This is a genomic window from Ensifer sp. Root142 (assembly GCF_001426785.1).
Lineage (GTDB): Bacteria > Pseudomonadota > Alphaproteobacteria > Rhizobiales > Rhizobiaceae > Ensifer > Ensifer canadensis.
Window position 1 is genome coordinate 301,566 of record NZ_LMFK01000012.1, and the last position, 20,641, is coordinate 322,206.

Consider the following 20,641-nt stretch of genomic DNA (forward strand, 5'->3'; position numbering starts at 1 on the left):
GATCGCCTGCTGACGTGTTGGGAAAAGCTAACCCGCCAAGCTTGAGCGAGGCTTTATGCCCTGTCACCGAACCATCATGATCAGGTGCCGATCATCAGCTTGATTATCAGGCCGACGACGGTGACGGTCACCACGCCCGCACACCAGAGGCCGACAAACCACAGAAGCTTGCGACCGGTTCCCGTTTCGCTTTTCAATGGTAGCCCTCCTCCGGGTCGATCTTGCCGCGGAAGACCCAATAGGCGTAGCCGGTATAGGCAAGGATGATCGGCACCAGCACCAGCGCGCCGGCAAGCAGGAACGACAGGCTGGCGTCAGGTGCCGCCGCATCCCAGATCGTCAGCGATGGCGGCACGATATAGGGAAAGAAGCTGATGCCGATGCCGGCATAGCCGAGCACGAACAGCCCCAGCGCGGCAAGGAACGGCCGGGTGTCATGACGGGTCCTGATGCCGGTTATCAGAAGATAGAGGCAACCGAGCACCAGCAGTGGCACGATGATGCTGAAGATTGCCGTCGGCCAGCCGAACCAGCGCTGCAGATAGAGCGGTTCGAGGAAGGGCGTCCACAGGCTGACGATGCCCATGGCGGCGATTGTGCCGAACGAGCATTTGAGGGCAAGGCTGCGAGCCCGCTCCGCCAGATCCCCATGGGTCTTCATGACAAGCCAGGTGGCGCCGAGCAGTGCATAGCCGACGACGACGGCGATGCCGGTCATGATCGAGAATGGCGTCAACCAGTCCCACCAGCCGCCGGTATAGGCCCGGTTCTCAACCGGAATACCCTGAACCAGCGCCCCCAGCGTGATGCCTTGGGCAAATGCGGCGAGCATCGAGCCGCCGGCAAAGGCCCAGTTCCAGAGATACTCGGCCCGCTTGGTGCGCCAGCGATATTCGAAGGCAACGCCACGGAAGATAAGGCCGATGACCATGGCGATGATGGGCGCGTAAAGTGCCGGCAGGATGGTGGCGTAGGCGAGCGGGAACACCGCCATCAGGCCGCCACCGCCCAGCACGAGCCAGGTCTCGTTGCCGTCCCAGACGGGTGCGACCGAGTTCATCATCACGTCGCGATCATGCTTTTGCGGAAAGAACGGGAAAAGGATGCCGACACCGAGGTCGAACCCGTCGAGGATGACATAGGCGAGCACCGCAAACGCGATGATGCCGGCCCAAATCAGCGGCAGATCAATGTCCATGATGACCTCCATGGGGGTTGGCGAGGGCGGCACCGGCCGTGCGGATCGGCCCCTCGTCGAGATCCGGCGTCGGATCACGCGGCAGCCGCGCCATCAGCCGCAGGATGTAGAAAGTGCCTGCGCCGAAAACGAAGAAGTAGACGATGATGAAGGCCAGCAGCGAAGCGCCGACGGCAGGGGCCGCAATCGGTGCGACCGAGTCTGCCGTCAGCAGATGGCCGTAGACCGTATAGGGCTGGCGGCCGACCTCCGTGGTGATCCAACCGGCAAGCACGGCGACGAAGCCGGCCGGGCCCATGAGGACTGCTGCACGGTGTAGCCAGGCATTGCTGTCAAGCGTGCCGCGATACCGACACCACAGGCTCCACAGCCCGATACCGAGCATGGCGAAGCCGAGGCCGACCATGACGCGGAACGACCAGAAGATGATACCAACAGGCGGATGCAGTTCGTCGGGAATGGTGTCGAGGCCGGCAAGCGGCGCATTGAGATCGTGCTTGAGGATGAGGCTCGACAGCTTCGGCACGTCGATGGCGTAGTCGACGCGCTTTTCGGCGGAATTGGGAATGCCGAAGAGGATGAGCGGCGCGCCGTCCGGGTGGCTCTGGTAGTGGCCTTCCATCGCCATCACCTTGGCCGGTTGATGTTCCAGCGTGTTGAGGCCGTGCATGTCGCCGGCAAAGATCTGGATCGGCGCAACGATCGCCGCCATCCACATCGCCATCGAGAACATCTTTCGCGCCCGGCGCGGCGCCGTCTTGCGGATGAGGTGCCAGGCGCCGCAGGCGCCGACGACGAAGGCGGTCGTCAGATAGGCGGCAAGCACCATGTGCACCAGGCGATAGGGAAAGGACGGGTTGAAGACGATAGCCCACCAATCGACCGGCACAAACTGGCCGACCGCATTGATCTCGAAGCCCCTCGGCGTCTGCATCCACGAATTTGCCGAAAGGATCCAGGTGGCCGAGATCAGCGTGCCGATCGCGACCATGGCAGTCGCCAGAAAATGCAGTTTCGGGCCGACGCGGTTGAGGCCGAAGAGCATGACGCCCAGGAACCCCGCCTCGAGGAAGAAGGCGGTCAACACCTCGTAGCCCATCAGCGGCCCGATGATCGGCCCTGCCTTGTCGGAAAAGACGCTCCAGTTGGTGCCGAACTGGTAGGACATGACGATGCCGGAGACGACGCCCATGCCGAAGGCGACGGCAAAGATCGTCTTCCAGAAATTGAAGAGCTCGAGATAGACCTCGTCCTTCTTCCACAGCCACAACGCTTCGAGCACCGCAAGGTAGCTCGCAAGCCCGATCGAAAAGGCGGGGAAGATGATGTGGAACGAGACGGTGAAGGCGAACTGGATGCGGGCAAGTATCGTCGCATCGAAATTTTCAAACACGGCACAATCCTTTCAGACGTGCAGCGCCGCGTGTCCATTTGGACGCGCAAGGCTCACTGCAGCTCTCTGGTCTGCTGCGCACTTTCGGCCTCGGATCGTTTCCGACCTAAGGCGTTACGCGGTGCCTTTCGGGCCGGGCCAATCCTGTGGTTGCACCCGAATTTCAGCATGTGATTGAATCTGAGCCAAAATTGCCAAAGGTCAATGATGGGCCGGCCGCCACGTTGTCACACTGCGGCAATGTCGCGCTTGCGGCAAAAGGGAGCGGGCGCGCCGGTCATCGATGGCACGAGCACATGGGGGCGCTTGGTGTTGTGTCGCCGTTTTCAGCGCGTCGGCAGATAGGCTTCCGCAAGCTCCGTCCAGAAGGCGGCGCCGACGGGCAGAAGATCGTCGTTGAAGTTGTAGGCGGGATGATGGAGCGGCTTCTCCTCGCCGCTCACTTTCGAGCCGAGGAAGAAGTAAGTCCCCGGCCGCTCCTGCAGCATGTAGGCGAAGTCCTCGCTGCCCATGAACGGGCGGGCGAGATCGATCACCTTGTCGGCACCGGCAAAGCGGACGGCAAGATCGCGGACAAAATCCGTCTCTGCCTTGTGGTTGATGGTCGCGTCGTAGCTGCGCAGATAGTCGACCGTTGCGCGCATGCCGAAGCTTGCGGCTTGCGCCTCTGCGATCATGCGGATACGGCGCTCCAGCTCGTCGCGCACGGCGGGGTCGAAGGACCGGATGCCGACGACGATCTCGGCGCGCTCCGGGATGATGTTGCTGGCGGAGCCGGCATGGAAGGCGCCGACGGTGACGACGGACGGATCCATCGGGTGAATGTTGCGCGAGACGATCGACTGCAGCGCCATGATGATCGAAGCGCCGCAGACGATCGGGTCGGCGGTGTCCTGCGGTTCGGCACCATGGCCGCCGCGTCCGTGCACGGTGATCCGCGCTTCGTCGACCGCCGCCATGATCGGCCCTTCGCGCAAAGCGAACTGCCCGAAGGGCAGGCCCGGTTCGTTGTGAAGCGCAAAGACCGCGTCGCAGGGGAATTTTTCAAACAGCCCTTCGTCCATCATGATCTTGGCGCCGCCGAAATTCTCCTCGGCCGGCTGGAAGATCAGGTGAATGGTGCCATCGAAATTGCGGCGTTCGGCAAGGGCGCCGCGCCGAGCAGCATCGTCGTGTGGCCGTCGTGGCCGCAGGCATGCATCAGCCCCGGTGTCTTGCTGGCGTAGCCGAGGCCGGTTTCCTCAAGGATCGGAAGCGCATCGATATCGGCGCGAATGCCGATCGAACGTAACCCGCTGCCATTGCGCAACGTCCCGACGACGCCGGTCTTGGCAAGCCCCGTCGTCACCTCGTAGCCGAGTTCGGCGAGGTGCCGGGCGATGAAGGCGGAGGTGCGCGTCTCCTCCAGGCCGAGTTCGGGGTGGGCATGCAGATCGTGCCGGATGGCGACGAGGTCCGGCATGGCGTTGTCGATGGAGGAGGAAAGCTTCATGTCATGCACCACGGGTTGGTATGCGATTCTCGAACGTGCGGAAGGCCACCACCAGAATGCCGGTGAGGCACATGTAGATGAGCGCGAGCAGCAGCAGCGGCTCGTAGGTCAGGAACGTTTCCTGGCGGACCTTCGAAATCACCGCGTAGACGTCAACGACGGTGATCGTCGCCACCAGCGGCGTTGATTTCAGCTGCAGCACTGCCTCGCCATTGAGCGTCGGCAGGGCACGGTGGATGGCGCGCGGCAGCCAGATGCGGCGGAACATCGTCCAGCGGCTCATGCCATAGGCCTTGGCAGCTTCCAGTTCGCCGGCGGGAACGCCTGCAAAAGCGCCGCGCATCACTTCGCCCTCGTAGGCTGCGAAGGATATCGTCAGCGCCGCGACGCCATAGGGCCATGCTTCGCGCAGATACGGCCAGAGAAAGGATTGGCGGATGGCAGGAAACTGCGGGAACAGCGAGCCGAGCCCGTAATAGAGAAGCCAAAGCTGGAGGAGCAGCGGCGTGCCGCGAATGACGGTGCAGAACACCTTTGCCGGCAACTTGAAGAACCACGGGCCGGTCACCTGCGCCAGGCCGATCGGTACGGCGAGCAGGAAGCCGAGGATCGATGTGCTGAACAGCATCACCAGGCTGATGAGAATGCCCCAGCCGAGACGCGGCAGGTAGCGCGGCAACCAGTCCCAGCGCATGAAGACGGCGACGGTGACGACGAACGCGGCAAAGACCAGCATCATCACGATGCGATGCGGCTGGAAGAAACTGCGCGCGGTCGGCAGGTCCTCGGGCGTGAAGGCGATGGCGTGGGTGGTTTGATCCGTCATCGCTGCTCCGCGAAACCGCGCCTCGCATGTCGTTCCAGCATGCCGATGAAGATGTTGGAGATGAGCGTCAGCGCCAGATAGAGCGCGCCGGCCGCAAGGAAGAACAACAGATAGGCCTTGGTCGTGCCCGCCGCCTGGCGCGTGACGAGCGTCAGTTCGCTGAAGCCGACGACGGCCAGAAGCGCCGTGTCCTTGGTGGCGATCAGCCACAGATTGGAAAGGCCCGGGATGGCGTAGGGCAGCATGGCCGGCAAGGTGACACGCCGCAGCACCTTCAGGGGCGACATGCCATAGGCGCGGGCGGCTTCGATCTGCCCGGCCGGAACCGCCTTGATCGCGCCGCGAAGCACCTCGGTCGAATAGGCGCCCTGAACCACGCCGATGACGAAGATGCCGGCCATCAGGCCGCTGATGTCGACCGGGCCGATGCCGAACAGCGCCAGCAACTGGTTCAACAGATCGGTGCCGGCGTAGTAGAGCAGAAGGATGAGCACCAGCTCGGGCACGGCCCTGACGACCGTGGTGTAGCATTCGAGCAGGTCACGCAGGATCGGACCGCCATAGAGTTTGCCGAAGGCGCCGCCGACGCCGAGCGCCATGCCGAGCGCAAAACCGCCGACGGCGATCTGGATCGAGTTGAAGAAACCCTGCAGCAGCACGCCGCCCCAACCGGGTGCGGACAGTGCGAGCAGGCTCCAGTTGACGATAGAATCCGATGCCATGCGTCTTCGACCTCCGAAGGCACCGGCCGGCAGCCCGAGGGCTGCCGGCCGGTTGCGCCTTATTTGCCGTAGATGTCGAAGTCGAAGTACGTCTTCGAGAACGTGTCGTAGGTGCCGTTGTCGCGGATCGCCTTGATCGCGGTGTTGAGCTTGTCCTTGAGTTCGGTCTCGCCCTTGCGCAGGCCGACGCCGACGCCCGGGCCGATCACGGCCACGTCCTCGGCCACATCACCCTTGTAGTCGCAGCACTCCTTGCCCTGGTCCGTCGCAAGGAAGGCCTTGAGCGCGATCGCGTCCGCCTGGACCGCGTCCACGCGTCCGGCGGCCAGATCGTTGTTGGCCTCGTCCTGCGTCTGGTATTCCTTGACCTCGATGCCGGCCGAGGCGAAATGCTTGGCGGCATAGGCCTGGTGCACGGTCGAGACCTGGACACCGATCGTCTTGCCAGCAAGGCCTTCAGGCGTCGGCTTGAAGTCGACGCCCTTGGTGCCGATGACGCCGGTCGGTGTGTTGTAGTACTTGTCGGAGAAGTCGATCGTCTTCAGCCGCTCGTCGGTGATCGACATCGAACTCATGATCATGTCGATCTTCTTCGAGGTCAGCGCCGGGATGATGCCGTCCCAGGCGACGGGGGTCAGCACGCATTCGAGCTTCGCCTCGGCACAGACGGCCTTCATGAACTCGACTTCCCAGCCTTCCCAGTTGCCGTTCGCATCCGGCGCAGTGAAGGGCGGGTAAGGCTCGGCGGCGACGCCGACCTTCAATGCTTCCGCCGAAGCGGCGATGCCGCCACTGACGGCGATGGCGGCCGCAACCGCCAGGACTTTCAATGTCTTCTTCATGCTGTTCCCCTTTTTTGGTTGTTGAGCATTGTTGAATTCAGTGAATGGAGCTGATGAACTTCTTGAGCCTTTCGGATCTAGGCGCGCCGAAGATGGCCTCAGGCGAGCCCTGTTCCTCGATGACGCCGTTGTGCAGAAAGATGATGTGATTGGCGACGTCGCGCGCGAACTTCATCTCGTGGGTGACGAGGATCATCGTGCGCTTCTCGCGAGCGAGATCGCCGATCACCGAGAGCACTTCGCCGACCAGTTCAGGATCGAGCGCCGAGGTCGGTTCGTCGAAGAGCATGACCAGCGGCTGGATGGCGAGCGCGCGGGCGATGGCGGCACGCTGCTGCTGACCGCCCGACAGGAAAGCCGGATAGGCATCGCGTTTTTCATAGAGCCCGACGCGCTTGAGCAGCGATTCGGCGGTGGCGATCACCTCGGCCTTCGGTTTGCCGAGCACATGGATCGGCGCCTCGATGACGTTTTCGAGGATTGTCATGTGTTGCCAGAGATTGAAGCTCTGGAAGACCATGCCGAGCTGGCTGCGGATGCGCTGGACCTGTTTTCGGTCTTCCGGGACAAGTCCGCCGCGGCCGTCCGGTTTCATCCGGATCTTTTCGCCGTGTACGCTGACAGTGCCGGCGGACGGCAGTTCCAGCATGTTGATACAGCGCAGGAAGGTGGACTTGCCGGAGCCGCTGCCGCCGATGATGGCGATGACGTCGCCCTGTTTCGCTGTGAGCGAAACTCCCTTCAGCACTTCCAATGGCCCGAAACGCTTGTGCAGGTCAGTGACCGCGATTGCCTGGGCCGCATCCGTCATCGACGCGCCGATCCAATGGCTCTGCGAGCTTTCCGTGAAGGCATGAAACAGTTCCCCTGTCGTCTTTCCGTGCAGCATCTTTGGCTTGTCACGGTCTTTGTTGGCAGGCATGGTTGCACTTGTGCCGCTATTGTTCAAGCGTATAATAACACGTATCGTCGTTTTTTTATCGCCCGCCGCGTGCCCGATTTTCCCTGAAGGAGCTCCCATGCATCCGTTCCGCTCGAAGGATTTGACGAACCCGTTCGCCGACCCCCGTGCGCGGATGATGGCACGGATGACGGCATGAATCGTCGCGCGTTTCACCGGGCCCCTGAAGGAGAACGCCGCCAGGAGCTGATCGAAGCGACGCTCGATTGCATCGCCGAATTCGGCCTGAAGGGTGCGACAGTGCGCCAGATCGCTATCCGCGCCGGGGTGACGGCTGGGCTGGTCCGGCACTATTTCGAATCGAAGGACCAGATGGTCGCCGAGGCCTACCGTGCGGTGATCGCGTCGCTGACCGACAAGGCCGCCCATGTCGAAGGCGACCCGGAAACGCGGCTGAGGGACTTCATCGCCATCAACCTGACCGAGCCGGTCGCCGACAGCCGCAGCATCTCGCTCTGGGCGGCTTTCATCAGCCAGGTCCGCGTCGACCCGATCCTCGCCGAAATCCACCGGGACGGCTACCTGACCTTTCGCAACACGCTGCAGGACCTGCTTGCCGATTTCTTGGCGGTGAAGAACAAACCGGCCGACGCGGAAACCTGCCGCGCCTACGCGATCGCGATCAACGGCCTCGTCGACGGCCTGTGGATCGAAGGGTGCCTGGCGGGAGATCTGTTTCGGGAAGGCGAACTGGTCGCCATCGCCATGGCCTCGGTCGAGGCGCTGCTCGGCACCTCGATTGGCAGTGACAAACAATGAAAACGGGAGAAAACACCATGCGCTATGCATCGATCACCGAACGCCTCGCCGACCTCGGTTCGGGAAAATGGTCGCTGCACATCCGTGCGCGGCAACTGAAGGCGAGTGGTGCCGATATCATCGAGCTGACGATCGGCGAGCCGGACGTGCCGCCGGACCGCGCTCTGCTCGATGAATGCCAGCGTGCCATGAATGCCGGTCGCTATCGTTATTCCAACGGCCGCGGCGAGCATGCGGTCGTGGCGGCGCTCGTCGAGAAGTACCGCCGTCGCCGCGCCGATGTCACCACCGAAAACGTCATGTGCTTCCCGGGCACGCAGACGGCGCTCTTCGGCGTCATGCTGGGCCTGGTCGAGGCCGGCGATGCCGTTCTCGTCGGCGATCCGCTCTACGCCACCTATGAGGGCGTCATCCAGTCGACGGGCGCCCATCACGTGCTGGTGCCGCTGAAGCCGGAGTTTGGTTTTCACATGCAGGCCGCCGATATCGAGAAGGCGATCACGCCGGAATGCCGGGTGCTGCTGCTCAACACGCCGCACAATCCGACCGGGGCCGTACTGACCGCGGCTGAAATCGCCGAGATCGGCGAGGTCGCGCGCCGCCACGATCTCTGGATCGTCTGCGACGAGGTCTACGAGGAATTGGTGTTCGACGCCGTGTTTGCCTCTCCGTTCGACAATCCGGATCTGGCCGAGCGCACTATCGTCGTGTCGTCGATCTCCAAGTCGCATGCAGCGCCAGGCTTCCGCAGCGGCTGGGCCGTCGGGCCGGAGGAGTTTACCAATAGGCTTCTGCCGGTGTCGGAAACCATGCTGTTCGGCGTGCAGCCGTTCATTGCCGATATGACGGCTTACGCGCTGACGCATGACATCGATACGGCGCGGCGGATGCGCGAGACCTACAAGTCTCGCTCGCGCCGCATCGTCGAGGGCCTCGCCAATGCGCCAGGCATCCTGATCTTGCCACCGGAGGCTGGCATGTTCACGCTGATCGACGTGTCGGCCACCGGCATGACCGGCGAAGCCTTCGCCTGGGCGCTTTTGGAGGAAGAGGGGGTCGCGGTGATGCCGGGATCCTCCTTCGGTGACGAGGCGCAGAACTTTCTGCGCGTCAGCCTGACCGTGCCCGACAAGGACATCGACGAGGCTTGCCGTCGCATCACCGTGCTTGCCGAGCGCGCCACACTGCGTCAGGAGCGCCGCGCATGACCACGAAAACAGTAGGCGAAGCCCTGGTCGATCTGCTCGAGGCCAATGGCGTCGAGGTGGTGTTCGGTATTCCGGGCGTTCATACGGTCGAGCTCTATCGCGGCCTGGCGGCATCGAAGATCCGCCACGTCACCCCCCGTCACGAGCAGGGCGCCGGCTTCATGGCCGATGGCTATGCCCGCGTCAGCGGCAAGCCGGGCGTCGCCCTTGTCATCACCGGACCGGGCTTGACCAACACCATCACCGCCATGGCGCAGGCCCGGCAGGATTCGATCCCGATGCTGGTAATTTCAGGCGTCAATCGTCGCGATTCGCTTGGGCACGGTCGCGGGCTGCTGCATGAGCTTCCCGACCAGCACGGCATGATCAAGACGCTGGCGCTCTATTCGCACACCTTGCTCAATCCCGACGACCTGCCTTTTGTCGTCGACCGGGCTTTCTCTGTGCTGCTGTCCGGCCGGCCAGGGCCGGTGCATATCGAGATCCCGACCGACGTCATGACGGCACGGATCGAGCCGAAGACGATCCGCTCGGCCGCCGCGACCCGTCCGCGCTCCGACAGCGAGACGCTACAACGCGCCGCGATCCTCTGCGCCGACGCGACCCGCCCGGTGATCATCTGCGGCGGCGGCGCTCTGACTGCCGAGGCGGAGGTCAGGGCACTTGCCGAGCAGATCGGCGCGCCCGTCGTCACGACGGTGAATGCGCGCGGCATGCTGGCCGGCAGCCCGCTGCGCGTTCCGGCAAGCCCCAGCCTCAAGGCGGTGCGATCGCTGCTCAAGGAGGCTGATCTCGTGCTGGCGCTTGGCACTGAGATGGGCCAGACCGACTACGACATGTATGCCGATGGCGGGTTCCCGGTGCTGCGCAACCTGATCCGTACCGACATCGATGCAGCACAGCTGGCCCGCGGTCCGCATGCCGCACTTTCGATCCTCTCCGGCGCCAAGACGGCGACGGCGAGCATTCTGGCTTTCCTGCCGGGACATGCGCCGAAGGATGGAGCGGCCCGCGCCGAGGTAGCGCGTAAGGCGGCGCTGAAGGAGCTGACGGCGAAGATGCGGGCCGAGATTGCCGTGATCGATGCGGTCTACAAGGCGCTGCCGGACTGCACCATCGTCGGTGACTCCACTCAGGCCGTCTACGCCGGCAACCTTTATTGCGACGCGCCGCGCCAGCGCAGCTGGTTCAACTCGGCGACGGGGTACGGGGCATTGGGCTACGCGCCGCCGGCAGCCGTCGGTGCTGCCGTGGCCGACCCGTCGCGGCCGGTCGTCTGCCTTGTCGGCGATGGTGGTTTCCAGTTTTCGCTTGCCGAGATTGGTTCTGCCGTCGATGTCCAAGCGCGGGTGATCTTCCTCGTCTGGAACAACGACGGCTATCAGGAGATCGAGTCCTACATGATCGATTCCGGTGTGACGCCGGAGGGTGTGAGGCCGTCTGCGCCGGACTTTATCCTCGCCGCCAAGGCCTATGGCATCGAGGCGGAAAGGCTGACGTCGGTCACTGACCTTTCGCGGGCACTTGCGGATGCCGTCGCGCGCAGCGGGCCGTCGCTGATCGAGATTCATCAGGTGAAAACCAGCGGCGCAACCGCGTAACCTGCAAATCATGTCACCGTTTGAGCGGCGCGAAATTTGACATTTCGCGCCCGCAATGGTGTTAAGAGCGCCTCGTGCTCGATTCCGGCCATGTTCTTCGGCTAGATTTGTTGCATTCCGGCTGAATTGAACTTTCAGGCGCCAAGCGCCGAGGAAGGGGCGGCGTCCCGAATGGACCCAGTGTGTGGTGGCAACAGAGGCAAGTTTGCCGGCCGGCTAATCGCCGTGCTGTGGCTCTTCTGTGCCTCGCTCGCCATGCAGCTGATCGTCGTCGGGCAGGGCTTCTCCTCGCGTCTTTCAGCCGAACAGCAGGCGGGCAATTTCTCCGCGCCTGGCACCGTTCCTTCGGATCACCCCGCCGCGCGCCAGATTTCGCGCGCCACCCCGGTTTCGGATCTGCGCTTTACCGCCGAACGCAAGGATGGCAAATCCGCGACCGGCGACGGCGCGGTGCCGATGCTGCTTGCGTCGGTCCAGTTTCTTGCTTTCGAGCCGTCCGGCGAAGACCTCGCTTTCGGCCGTACCCCCTTCGCCGATGGTTTGTCGAACCGCGGCCCGCAAATCCGTGCGCCTCCGCGCGCCTCTGGTGATTGCTGATATTCGGGCACGATGATCGCTGCGATCGTGTTCATGCCCTTGATGAAACAAAGTCCTGATCACGCGGCTTTCGCCCGTACAGGCTCTCTTGGAACCACAACATGCGTACATCCAAATGGGCGATTTTCGCCTATGTCGTCGTTATCATCTTCGGATGCATAGCAGCGCTGCCAAACGTTCTCTCGCCGGCACAACGCGAGCAATTCGGCGCCTGGCTGCCGGTGAAGCCCGTTACCCTCGGCCTCGACCTGAAGGGCGGCTCTCACCTCGTCCTCGAGGTCGACGCCGCCGGCCTGCGCAAGGCGCGGCTTGAAACCCTGCTCGACGATACGCGCAGGGCGCTTCGCGGCGAGCGCATTCCCGCCTCGTCGGCGCGCATCAGCGGCGATGCCGTCACCGTCAAGATCGACGATCCGGCCGACCTCGAAAAGGCGCTGCCGAAGCTCAAGGAGCTCGCAGCCCCTGTCGGCACGCTCGGTTTCGGTGGTTCGGCCTCGGATATCGAAGTCACCGAGAACGGTGGCAACATTAGCCTGGCAATGACCGAAGCCGGCCTCAACGACCGGATGACCAAGGCGGTCGAACAGAGCCTCGAGATCATTCGCCGGCGCGTCGACACGGTCGGCGTCGCCGAGCCGTTGATCCAGCGCGTCGGTTCCAACCGTATTCTCGTCCAGCTTCCGGGCCTGCAGGATCCGACCGGGCTCCGCCAACTCCTGGGCTCGACCGCCCAGATGAGCTTCCACATGCTGGATCAGACCGTCGACGTGACGCAGCCGGCGCCCCGTGGCGTCGACATCCTGCCCGGTGCCAACGACGGCAACAGATATCCGGTCGAAAGCCGCATCGCCATTTCAGGCGAGCGTCTGGCCGATTCCAAGGCCGGCTTCGACCAGCGCACCAATGAGCCGATTGTCTCGTTCACCTTCGATTCGCTCGGCGCCCGGCAGTTCGCCGAAATCACCCGTGACAATGTCGGCCGGCCCTTCGCCATCGTGCTTGACGGCAAAGTCCTGACCGCGCCCGTCATCCGCGAACCGATCATCGGCGGTAACGGTCAGATCAGCGGTAATTTCACCGCACAGGAAGCAACCGTTCTTTCGGCACTGCTGCGCTCGGGCGCACTGCCCGCACCGTTGACCGTGATCGAAGAGCGTTCCGTTGGCCCGAACCTCGGCAGCGATTCCATCCGCATGGGCATCTTCACCGGCCTTGCCGGTTTCGGCCTCGTGGTTGCCCTCATGGTCGTGCTCTACGGCGCATGGGGCATGATCGCTAACGTCGGCTTGGTACTGCACACCATTCTGACGATCGGCGTGCTCGCAATGCTCGGCTCGACCCTTACGCTTCCCGGCATCGCCGGTATCATCCTCGGCATCGGCATGGCGGTGGACGCCAACATTCTCATCAATGCCCGTATTCGAGAAGAAACCGAGGGCGGCGCCGGCGCCATGAAGGCGCTCGATATCGGCTTCAACAAAGCCTATGCGACGATCATCGACTCCAACGTCACCACGCTTTCGGGCACCGTGCTGCTGTTTGCGTTCGGCTCCGGACCGGTCAAGGGCTTTGCGGTGACCATGATGCTCGGCATCGTCATCTCGATGTTCACGTCGGTGACCGTCGTGCGCCTGATGATGCGTGAAGTCGTCATCCGCCGGAAGATGAAGAAGCTCGAGATCCCCTCGCTCTTCGGACGTGTTCCGCATCTGCCGTCCTTCTCCTTCATGAAGGGCCGTTTCGTTGCCATCGGCATGTCCGCCTTCCTGTCGATCAGCTCGGTCGTGTTGTTCTTCACGCCCGGCCTCAACTACGGCATCGACTTCGTCGGCGGTATCCAGGTGGAAGCGACATCCAAGCAGAAGCTCGATCTGCCGGCGCTGCGCCATGGTCTGGAGTCGCTCAACATCGGTGAAGTCGCCCTTCAGGAATTCGGCCAGGACAAGTCGGTCCTGATCCGCGTTCAGCGCCAGCCCGGCGGTGAGCAGGAGCAGACGGTTGCCCTGAACAAGATCAAGGATGCAGCCGTTCAGACCATTCCCGACGTGACCTTCGAGCGGACGGAAGTCGTCGGCCCGACGATCAGCACGGAACTCGCGCGTTCGGGCTTCCTTGCCGTCGGTCTCGCGATGGTGGCGATCCTGTTCTACATCTGGTTCCGCTTCGAATGGCACTTCGCCGTCGGCGCGATCGCGGTCCTGCTGCTCGACATCACCAAGACGATCGGCTTCTTCGCGCTCACCGGCATCGACTTCAACCTGACGGCCATCGCCGCACTGCTGACGATGATCGGTTACTCCGTCAACGACAAGGTCGTGGTCTACGACCGCATGCGCGAGAACCTGCGCAAGTACAAGTCGATGCCGTTCTCCGACCTCATCGACATGAGCATCAACCAGGTGATCGCGCGATGCATCTTCACCTCGATGGCCACGGCGCTGTCACTGGTGCCGATGGCAATCTGGGGCGGCGATGCCGTCAAGAGCTTCGCCTGGCCGATGATCTTCGGTGTTATCGTCGCGACGACGTCGTCGATCTACATCGGCGGCCCGATCCTGCTCTTCCTCAATCGTTGGTGGAAGGATCGCGAAGCGACCCGCACCGGCACCGGAACCACGCAGCCGGGCGCACCGGCCGCCTGATATCAGGGCTGAGGTTATAAAATGTGAAGGGGCGGTCCTATGGGCCGCCCCTTTTTTGTCAGAAAGTGCTGTCTTTATCGCCCCCGTACCTTGCAGGTTGATTCGTCGCTTCCTAGATAGCGAGGGTCTCCGGTTTCGGATCGGGAGAACGGATATTGCATCCGGGACCCCTAAAATTTGATGGGTTGAGAAATATTTTTCGCGTCATCATGTTTTTAATTGACGGAATTGGTAGATTATTCTAGTTTGCAGCTCTGTGACGCGGGCGAGTCCGCCTCACAGTTGTTCATGAACCGCTCCGGCATTGCGATGCCGGACCAAGCCAAAGGAGTGTGACATGTCCGAAACCGTCTCGACCGCCGCCTTCTTCGGCACGCGTTCCCATTGTCGTGCAACAGTGAAGAAACGTCTCATTCGCCTCTGCCGAATGTGATCCTCGAACTCTCGAAATTCATCCTTTGCCGAAATTGAAATGTCCGCGCCTCCGGGTGTGGAAGGAGCGTTATTTGCATGAGCAAGCAGGTTATCGAATATGGCGGCGAAGCCGTCGGGGTCGTCGTCCCGGACGACGGCCGGTTCAAGTTCCTGGCAGTCAAGTACCATGTCTGGGATCTGGACGCTCAGCGGTTCCGGTCGGCTGACGAAGCACGCGCGGCAATTCGCCATCTGCTCGCGCGTCAGGCAGTGCCTGCCGAACGCCATGGCGATGCGGCCGCAGCATAATGTCTGGGGCGGCCGCCCCCTTATTCCGAGTATAATCCCAGACCAAGCTTTGCATTGATTCTGTGCCACAATTGTGTGTTTGCCGCACGATTCTTGTGCTATGCCAAAACAAGATTGCGTTTGCGCGGATGATTCCCGTTCTCAAGGGAACCGTAGGGAAAGCTTGCCGGAATGCTGACGAAGAAGGGAAAGTACGGATTGAAGGCTCTTGTCGACCTCGCTCGACTGGAGCCGGGAGAGACGGCTTTCATTACCGAAATCGCCCAGCGCAACAATATCCCGAAAAAATTCCTGGATACGATCCTGCTCGAACTGCGCAACGCCGGCATGCTGCGTTCGAAGAAGGGGCCAGGCGGCGGCTATTCGCTGTCGCGCCCGGCGGCGGAAATCCGCATCGGCCATGTCATCCGGACGCTTGACGGTCCGCTTGCGCCGATCCGCTGCGCCAGCCGCACGGCTTACGAGGTCTGCGAGGACTGCAATGATCCCGAGACCTGTCAGGTCCGTGTGTCGATGACGACCGTGCGCGACGCGGTTGCCGCGATCCTGGACTCCATGACGCTCGAAGAGTTTGCGGCCGACAAGTCGATGCCGCTCGAAGCGCCGGAAGAACAGCGCGTCGGCTGACGAAACCGTCGTCTTTGTGGGATTTCCTGCCGAAACTCGATGGCTTTGGCTTGGTTTGCCAAGAAAAAGCGCCTATCTGCCTGCAATGGGTCTGAGAAACGCCGCTTCTAACCGGCGCAAACGTCTTCGCGGGAATGGAAACATCATGGGTTTGAGACACGCATCAGCGGATGAGCGACGCGGTTCTGCCGCATTGGAGTCGGTCGGCAGGACGCTGACGACGGCGATGGCAGGCATCAAGGCGCTGGCCGATCATCTCGGTGCCGATACGGCGTTTGCGCAAAGCATGGTCGAAGCGATCGAACTCATTGGCGAAAGCCAGGGGCGCGTTGTCGTTTCCGGCGTCGGCAAGAGTGGCCATATCGGCCGCAAGATGGCGGCGACCATGGCATCAACAGGCACGTCCGCCTATTTTGTCCATCCGACCGAGGCGAGCCACGGCGATCTCGGCATGGTCACGTCGCAGGACGTGCTGATCCTGTTGTCCTGGTCGGGCGAAACGGCGGAACTCGCCAACATGCTCACCTATGCCAAGCGCTTCAAGGTGCCGGTCGTTTCGATTTCGTCCAACCGCGACAGCGTTCTCGCTCGCAACTCCGAAGTGCCGATCGTGCTGCCGAAGGTTCAGGAAGCCTGTCCGCATGGGCTGGCGCCGACGACGTCGGCGATGCTGCAGCTTGCGGTCGGCGACGCGCTTGCCATCGCCCTGCTCGAGCGCCGCGGTTTCTCCGCCGAAGATTTCAAGACCTTCCATCCCGGCGGCAAGCTCGGCGCTCAACTGCGTCTCGTGCGCGAACTGGCGCATGCCGGGGAACAGGTGCCGCTCTTGAGCGTCGGTCGCCCGATGAGCGAAGCCGTCATCGAGATGTCTTCCAAGGGCTTTGGTGTCGTCGGCATCGTCGACGAGGATGGCAAGCTGACCGGCGTCATCACCGACGGCGACCTCCGTCGCCACATGTCGGGCGATCTGCTTGCGCAGACCGTCGAGGCGGTCATGTCGCGTAACCCCCGTGTCATCAGGGGAGATGTTCTGGCAAGCGGTGCAATGGAGTTCATGCAGGATCACAAGGTGACCGTGCTGTTTCTCGTCGACGACGACGGGCTTCCCGTCGGCATCCTGCACATTCACGATCTGCTTCGCGCCGGCGTTGCCTGAGTTAAGCCGTCTTGGAATTTTTACGGCCAGCCTATGCCGATCGCGAGGCTGGCCGTTGTCTTTTCTGCGGCTTCCGGCGCGGTGGCGGATCGATGAACGCGCCGGGCTGGTTGACCGTGTTCTCGTGCAGGCGCTCGGCGATTGCCCGGGCGCCTGCGTCGGTTCCTGTTCTTGAATAGAGATTGCCCCGCACCTGGATCGAAGCCGCAAGCAGCCGGAACATGGCGCTGCTCACCTCGGCGTCGGGTGCTGTCGGCCTTTGCCAGAAATCCTCCAGCGGCTGCTGGTCCGTCAAACCGGCAATGTCGAACACAGCCGTGCCCAGCACCCTGACCGGGCGTCCCTGCTTTAGCGCGTGCAGACCGGCGGTCGAGTTGACCGTGACCATGCCGGCGCTGGCCTCTGCCAGCACATCGAGATTGCCGCCATCGAGATAGAACACGCGACCGGTCAGCCCGAGTTCCGCTGCCTTGTCGTCGATGAATTTGCGCCAGGCGATCAGATCGTTGTCGAGCGGATGAACCTTGAAGACCAGTCTGGTTTCCCTAGCCGCATCGGCTGCAAACGAGTGCATGACCTCGTCGATCGCGTCCTTCTGGCTGTGGAACGGCGAGTGGGCGCGCAGCTGGAAATCGGTTTCGAGCTGCAGCGGATAGACGAAAAAGGGCACGCGTTCCGAAAGCAGGATGCGGACCGTTTCCTCGGCCTCGGCACTGCGTCTTTTGCCGGTGAAAAGGCGGCGGATCCAGCCGGCATATTCGGCAAGTGGATGAAAGATCGCGTGACGGCGATAATGCGGAAAGAGGAACCACAGGAAGACGTTGGGCAGGTTGTAGAGAAGGTCGTAGCTGGCATCGGCGAGAAAGGTCTGGCTGTAGTGCTTGCGCCAATCCGGCTCCGGCAGGGTCTTCGCGGCTTCGACGATATGGGCGGCGTCGGCGGGAAAGTGGGAGTTCGACGACATGCCGTCGCGCTCGAGTGTTAGCCAGTCGGGTCGGAGATAGCCCATCTCGACGATGGCGATCGCGACCCCGGTCCGCCGGGCGACCGCAGTGGCAGCCTGATGATAGGGGCGCTCTTCGCCAAGCAGGATCATGTCGGTGACCTGGTGCAGGCCGATGAAGCGTGCCAGATAGTCCGGCCAATCCTCCGCTCTCCCGCGGTAGTTGGATGCGCCTTTGCGACGCCAGATGATCTCGTCGCCGACATTGAGGTTTATCCGCAGGCAGGTGTGGCCGTAGCTCTCAAGCCGATCGGCGATCTTGCGGAAGATCGGCGATGACGGGCCTTGCAGGAACAGGAAGACCCGTCGGCTTGGCCGATCGGCTGACACACGGGTGTTCAACGCTGCGTTTTCCATCGTCTCGCCGCCGCTAACGCAGCGTGTCCTTCTTGAGGTTGGCGTGGTTGAGCAGCGCCTCGATCAGATCCCAGGCAGCGACATCCCGTGGTTCGACCGGTCGATGATGCGTCGATTTCGCCTTGGAAAAAGGCACGATGAGATAATCCGTGCGTGGGTCGGGGAAGGGGTCTGCGAACGATTTCAGCAGCGGCGCATGATCGCCATAAAAGACGAACCAGACAGGCCGGTCGAGCCTGTCGAGCCGATCGGTCAGCTGCTTCAGTGCTGCGTCGGATTGCTCAAGGATCGCCAGATAGATGTCCACCGGGTTGGCAAGATCGCCAACGCGACCCGGTTCCCAAGGTCCGTGGTTTGCCATCGAGGCGACGAAAACGAAACCGCTCTTGTCTTCCGGCAGGTTCTCGCAGGCATCGATGACCCTGGCGGCGAGCTTCTCGTCGGAGACGTAAGGCCCGTCGCGCGCCGGCACGTGGTCGAATCCATCGAGCATCGTCAGCTCGGCAAAGCCGAGCTGCGGCATCGCCTTGTGGCGCAGGAAGAACGTGCGGTCGTAAGGATGCATGAAATGGGTGTGCCAGCCGGCGCGTTTCATCTTTCCCGGCCAGACGACGTCGGAATAGTGGGACGCGCGCAGATAAGGGTAGCTTGCATCCACGTGGATATCGTCGGGCACGAGCCCGCTGATGACGGCAAACTCGGTGCGCAGCGTATAGCCGCCTTCGAAGACGCTGCTGAGGCGTCCCCACTGGGCGGCCTGACGCCGCAACCGGTCGAGTGTCGGCATCTTCAGCGTGTCGACACCGAAATGGCGCATGTCGATGAAGGACTCCGACTGCCAGACGACGATGAGCGGCGAACCGTCGTCACCGATCAGGTCCTGGACGGCCGCCCGAACGATTTGTGAGAGTTCGGCGACGATCTTCTCCCGCTTGACGCCGAGCCAGATGATGAAGCGGAAGATCACCGACCCGAAGGTGCCGAAGCGCACCGTATTCATTTTGACGTCGAGCACTTTGACGAGCCTCTGAACGAGGGCCGCCGTGGGTCGGTTCACCGGGCCGTAGAACAGCAGGAGCCATGGGCCTGCGGCGACTGCCACCATCACCAGGATCCAGAAGGCCTTGCCGCTGTTGGGCAGAACAGACGGTTCGAAATAGAGGTAGAGCCCGGAAACGCCGAAGACATAGAGAAATGCAACGGTCCAGAACACGATGTTCAGCGAACTGGCATAGAAGATCGTCTTGTATTTGAAGACGTCGACGACGAGGGCGATGTCGGAAAAGATCAGCGGCTCGCGGATGAACTTGAACTTGGCCCTAGAAATCCCGGTGAAGATGATGAAGAAGCTCATCGTGCCGGCGGCGGCATAAAGTGGCCGCCAGGAGCCAGCGAAAAAGCCGGCGAACACCAGCGCGATGACCGGCAGGCGGGCAATAACATCGATGATGTCCTGCTTGCGGCCAAAGGGAGACGGGTTTTTCCGGCGTTCCCGTTTCGGCAGAGCGAAGCGGTCGGTGAAGAAGATCACCGCACAGGACAAGATGAAACAACAGATCGTCAGCGTTATCGGATAGTCGTGCAATTGAAAGGGGAGCAACGCCAAGCGGAAACCTTCATGCTTTCTTGCACACCGGCGCCGCCTCATGCAGCACGGCATCCGCCTGACACTTAGATCCTATCGCCGGCGCGCACAAGCGCCGTCACCTGCCGCCCTTTGATACTCCACCGCTACTGCGGGCGATTGCGCGGTCGAACCACCAGTTGAGGAGTGGTCTGACGGTGGGGCCGAACCGACCGAGAAGAAAAAGCGTCATTCCAAAATAGACTTCGAACCGTCCGCGCTCGATGCCGTAGACGATCTTGCGGGCAACTGCTTCCGCCGGCCAGGGGCTGACCGTACCCATGACGGCGGCGGCTTCAGGGGGACGGAAGGCAAGCTCGCGCTGGAACTGCGGCGTCTGGGTGTCCGGCGGGAAGCAGATCGAGACGTCTATCCCATGCGCGCGCGCCTCGGAGCGGAGTGCCTGGGCAAAGCCGTGCAGTGCGAACTTCGAGGCGCAATAGGCCGAATAGCCATAGATGCCGAGAAGGCCGGCACCGGAGGAGATCATCATGATCTTTCCGTGCCCACGCTGCTTCATGCCGGCGTAGACGGCGCGAACCGCATGGACGGTACCGGAAAAATTCGTTTCCATCTGACGCCGGAAGGCGGCGCTGCCGAGTTCGTCGAACCGGCCCGGCTCGACGACGCCGGCAGAGGTCACCAGGATGTCGCAGGGCCCGAATGCCGCTTCGCAGCGATGGATGGCGGCGATGATTTCCTCTTCCCGCGCGACATCCGCCGTCTCGATCCGGATGTCGCCGGCTGTTGCCGACTTGGAGGAGAGTTCATCCTGGGCACGCTTCAGGATCTCGGCCGAACGGGCGATCAGCGAAAGGCGCGCGCCACGACCCGCATAGATCGATGCGATCGCCAGCCCTATGCCGCTCGAGCCGCCGGTGATGATCACATGGGTCATGCTGGTTTCCGC

General features: G+C 62.4%; 17 protein-coding genes and 1 pseudogene. 8 read left to right on the forward strand and 10 right to left on the reverse strand.

Annotated features, from left to right (window positions below; all coding sequences use genetic code 11):
• Window positions 1-193: 193 nt before the first annotated feature.
• The 7 genes and pseudogenes from cydB to ASD52_RS13985 form a co-directional block, all read right to left on the reverse strand.
• On the reverse strand, window positions 194-1,198 hold the full coding sequence (gene cydB / locus ASD52_RS13955) for a cytochrome d ubiquinol oxidase subunit II (protein WP_025425848.1): 1,005 nt from the start codon (window positions 1,196-1,198) through the stop codon (window positions 194-196).
• Window positions 1,188-2,591: a cytochrome ubiquinol oxidase subunit I gene (locus ASD52_RS13960; RefSeq protein WP_025425849.1), complete on the reverse strand. Its 1,404-nt coding sequence runs from the start codon at window positions 2,589-2,591 to the stop codon at window positions 1,188-1,190. Before ASD52_RS13960 ends, cydB begins: the two co-directional genes overlap by 11 nt.
• Window positions 2,592-2,917: 326 nt before the next feature.
• Window positions 2,918-4,083, reverse strand: a pseudogene (locus tag ASD52_RS13965) (M20 aminoacylase family protein).
• Window position 4,084: 1 nt separating this feature from the next.
• Window positions 4,085-4,909 carry an ABC transporter permease gene (locus ASD52_RS13970; RefSeq protein WP_057204250.1) on the reverse strand — a complete coding sequence of 275 codons (825 nt, stop codon included), beginning with the start codon at window positions 4,907-4,909 and terminating at the stop codon, window positions 4,085-4,087.
• Window positions 4,906-5,631 (reverse strand): ABC transporter permease, encoded by a 726-nt coding sequence (locus ASD52_RS13975; RefSeq protein ID WP_025425852.1) that lies wholly within the window; start codon window positions 5,629-5,631, stop codon window positions 4,906-4,908. Before ASD52_RS13975 ends, ASD52_RS13970 begins: the two co-directional genes overlap by 4 nt.
• Window positions 5,632-5,690: 59 nt before the next feature.
• Window positions 5,691-6,473: a transporter substrate-binding domain-containing protein gene (locus tag ASD52_RS13980; RefSeq protein ID WP_025425853.1), complete on the reverse strand. Its 783-nt coding sequence runs from the start codon at window positions 6,471-6,473 to the stop codon at window positions 5,691-5,693.
• A 37-nt stretch (window positions 6,474-6,510) separates the two neighbouring features.
• Window positions 6,511-7,284, reverse strand: a complete 774-nt coding sequence (locus ASD52_RS13985) for an ATP-binding cassette domain-containing protein (protein ID WP_025425854.1) — start codon at window positions 7,282-7,284, stop codon at window positions 6,511-6,513.
• Window positions 7,285-7,569: 285 nt separating this feature from the next.
• On the opposite strand from ASD52_RS13985, the gene ASD52_RS13990 reads away from it, so the two are divergent.
• From ASD52_RS13990 to ASD52_RS14025, 8 genes are all read left to right on the forward strand, one after another.
• Window positions 7,570-8,193 (forward strand): TetR family transcriptional regulator C-terminal domain-containing protein, encoded by a 624-nt coding sequence (locus ASD52_RS13990; RefSeq protein ID WP_025425855.1) that lies wholly within the window; start codon window positions 7,570-7,572, stop codon window positions 8,191-8,193.
• A gap of 17 nt (window positions 8,194-8,210) precedes the next feature.
• Window positions 8,211-9,401, forward strand: a complete 1,191-nt coding sequence (locus ASD52_RS13995; RefSeq protein ID WP_057224652.1) for a pyridoxal phosphate-dependent aminotransferase — start codon at window positions 8,211-8,213, stop codon at window positions 9,399-9,401.
• Window positions 9,398-11,002: a 5-guanidino-2-oxopentanoate decarboxylase gene (locus tag ASD52_RS14000; RefSeq protein WP_057204248.1), complete on the forward strand. Its 1,605-nt coding sequence runs from the start codon at window positions 9,398-9,400 to the stop codon at window positions 11,000-11,002. Before ASD52_RS13995 ends, ASD52_RS14000 begins: the two co-directional genes overlap by 4 nt.
• A gap of 255 nt (window positions 11,003-11,257) precedes the next feature.
• Entirely contained in the window at window positions 11,258-11,599 is a 342-nt protein-coding gene (locus ASD52_RS14005; RefSeq protein ID WP_156612972.1) for a hypothetical protein, read from the forward strand.
• A gap of 101 nt (window positions 11,600-11,700) precedes the next feature.
• Window positions 11,701-14,241, forward strand: a complete 2,541-nt coding sequence (gene secD, locus ASD52_RS14010) for a protein translocase subunit SecD (RefSeq protein WP_057204246.1) — start codon at window positions 11,701-11,703, stop codon at window positions 14,239-14,241.
• 510 nt (window positions 14,242-14,751) lie between these two features.
• Window positions 14,752-14,964, forward strand: a complete 213-nt coding sequence (locus ASD52_RS14015; protein WP_025425860.1) for a hypothetical protein — start codon at window positions 14,752-14,754, stop codon at window positions 14,962-14,964.
• Between the two features lie 171 nt (window positions 14,965-15,135).
• Entirely contained in the window at window positions 15,136-15,591 is a 456-nt protein-coding gene (locus tag ASD52_RS14020) for an Rrf2 family transcriptional regulator (RefSeq protein ID WP_025425861.1), read from the forward strand.
• A 145-nt stretch (window positions 15,592-15,736) separates the two neighbouring features.
• The gene (locus ASD52_RS14025) at window positions 15,737-16,747 is read left to right on the forward strand and encodes a KpsF/GutQ family sugar-phosphate isomerase (protein WP_038575867.1); all 1,011 of its coding nucleotides are present in this window, start codon (window positions 15,737-15,739) and stop codon (window positions 16,745-16,747) included.
• A 31-nt stretch (window positions 16,748-16,778) separates the two neighbouring features.
• Here ASD52_RS14025 and ASD52_RS14030 read toward each other — a convergent pair whose 3' ends face one another.
• From ASD52_RS14030 to ASD52_RS14040, 3 genes are read right to left on the reverse strand one after another with little or no spacing between them, the layout of a single operon-like run.
• Window positions 16,779-18,107: a capsule biosynthesis protein gene (locus tag ASD52_RS14030; RefSeq protein WP_038575869.1), complete on the reverse strand. Its 1,329-nt coding sequence runs from the start codon at window positions 18,105-18,107 to the stop codon at window positions 16,779-16,781.
• A 13-nt stretch (window positions 18,108-18,120) separates the two neighbouring features.
• On the reverse strand, window positions 18,121-19,755 hold the full coding sequence (locus ASD52_RS14035) for an LTA synthase family protein (RefSeq protein WP_038575873.1): 1,635 nt from the start codon (window positions 19,753-19,755) through the stop codon (window positions 18,121-18,123).
• A 55-nt stretch (window positions 19,756-19,810) separates the two neighbouring features.
• Window positions 19,811-20,629, reverse strand: coding sequence for an SDR family oxidoreductase (locus ASD52_RS14040; protein WP_025425865.1), 819 nt, complete (start codon window positions 20,627-20,629; stop codon window positions 19,811-19,813).
• Window positions 20,630-20,641 lie beyond the last annotated feature (12 nt).

Bases quoted from the DNA above. Each gene is read 5' to 3' on its own strand.
- ASD52_RS14000 (WP_057204248.1), top strand. From the start codon at position 9,398: ATGACCACGAAAACAGTAGGCGAAGCCCTGGTCGATCTGCTCGAGGCC.
- ASD52_RS14020 (WP_025425861.1), top strand. From the start codon at position 15,136: ATGCTGACGAAGAAGGGAAAGTACGGATTGAAGGCTCTTGTCGACCTC.
- ASD52_RS14015 (WP_025425860.1), top strand. From the start codon at position 14,752: ATGAGCAAGCAGGTTATCGAATATGGCGGCGAAGCCGTCGGGGTCGTC.
- ASD52_RS13985 (WP_025425854.1), bottom strand. From the start codon at position 7,284: ATGACGGATGCGGCCCAGGCAATCGCGGTCACTGACCTGCACAAGCGT.
- ASD52_RS14005 (WP_156612972.1), top strand. From the start codon at position 11,258: ATGCAGCTGATCGTCGTCGGGCAGGGCTTCTCCTCGCGTCTTTCAGCC.
- ASD52_RS14035 (WP_038575873.1), bottom strand. From the start codon at position 19,755: ATGAGGCGGCGCCGGTGTGCAAGAAAGCATGAAGGTTTCCGCTTGGCG.
- ASD52_RS13980 (WP_025425853.1), bottom strand. From the start codon at position 6,473: ATGAAGAAGACATTGAAAGTCCTGGCGGTTGCGGCCGCCATCGCCGTC.
- ASD52_RS13990 (WP_025425855.1), top strand. From the start codon at position 7,570: ATGAATCGTCGCGCGTTTCACCGGGCCCCTGAAGGAGAACGCCGCCAG.
- cydB (WP_025425848.1), bottom strand. From the start codon at position 1,198: ATGGACATTGATCTGCCGCTGATTTGGGCCGGCATCATCGCGTTTGCG.
- ASD52_RS14040 (WP_025425865.1), bottom strand. From the start codon at position 20,629: ATGACCCATGTGATCATCACCGGCGGCTCGAGCGGCATAGGGCTGGCG.
- ASD52_RS13995 (WP_057224652.1), top strand. From the start codon at position 8,211: ATGCGCTATGCATCGATCACCGAACGCCTCGCCGACCTCGGTTCGGGA.
- ASD52_RS14030 (WP_038575869.1), bottom strand. From the start codon at position 18,107: ATGGAAAACGCAGCGTTGAACACCCGTGTGTCAGCCGATCGGCCAAGC.
- secD (WP_057204246.1), top strand. From the start codon at position 11,701: ATGCGTACATCCAAATGGGCGATTTTCGCCTATGTCGTCGTTATCATC.
- ASD52_RS13970 (WP_057204250.1), bottom strand. From the start codon at position 4,909: ATGACGGATCAAACCACCCACGCCATCGCCTTCACGCCCGAGGACCTG.
- ASD52_RS14025 (WP_038575867.1), top strand. From the start codon at position 15,737: ATGGGTTTGAGACACGCATCAGCGGATGAGCGACGCGGTTCTGCCGCA.
- ASD52_RS13975 (WP_025425852.1), bottom strand. From the start codon at position 5,631: ATGGCATCGGATTCTATCGTCAACTGGAGCCTGCTCGCACTGTCCGCA.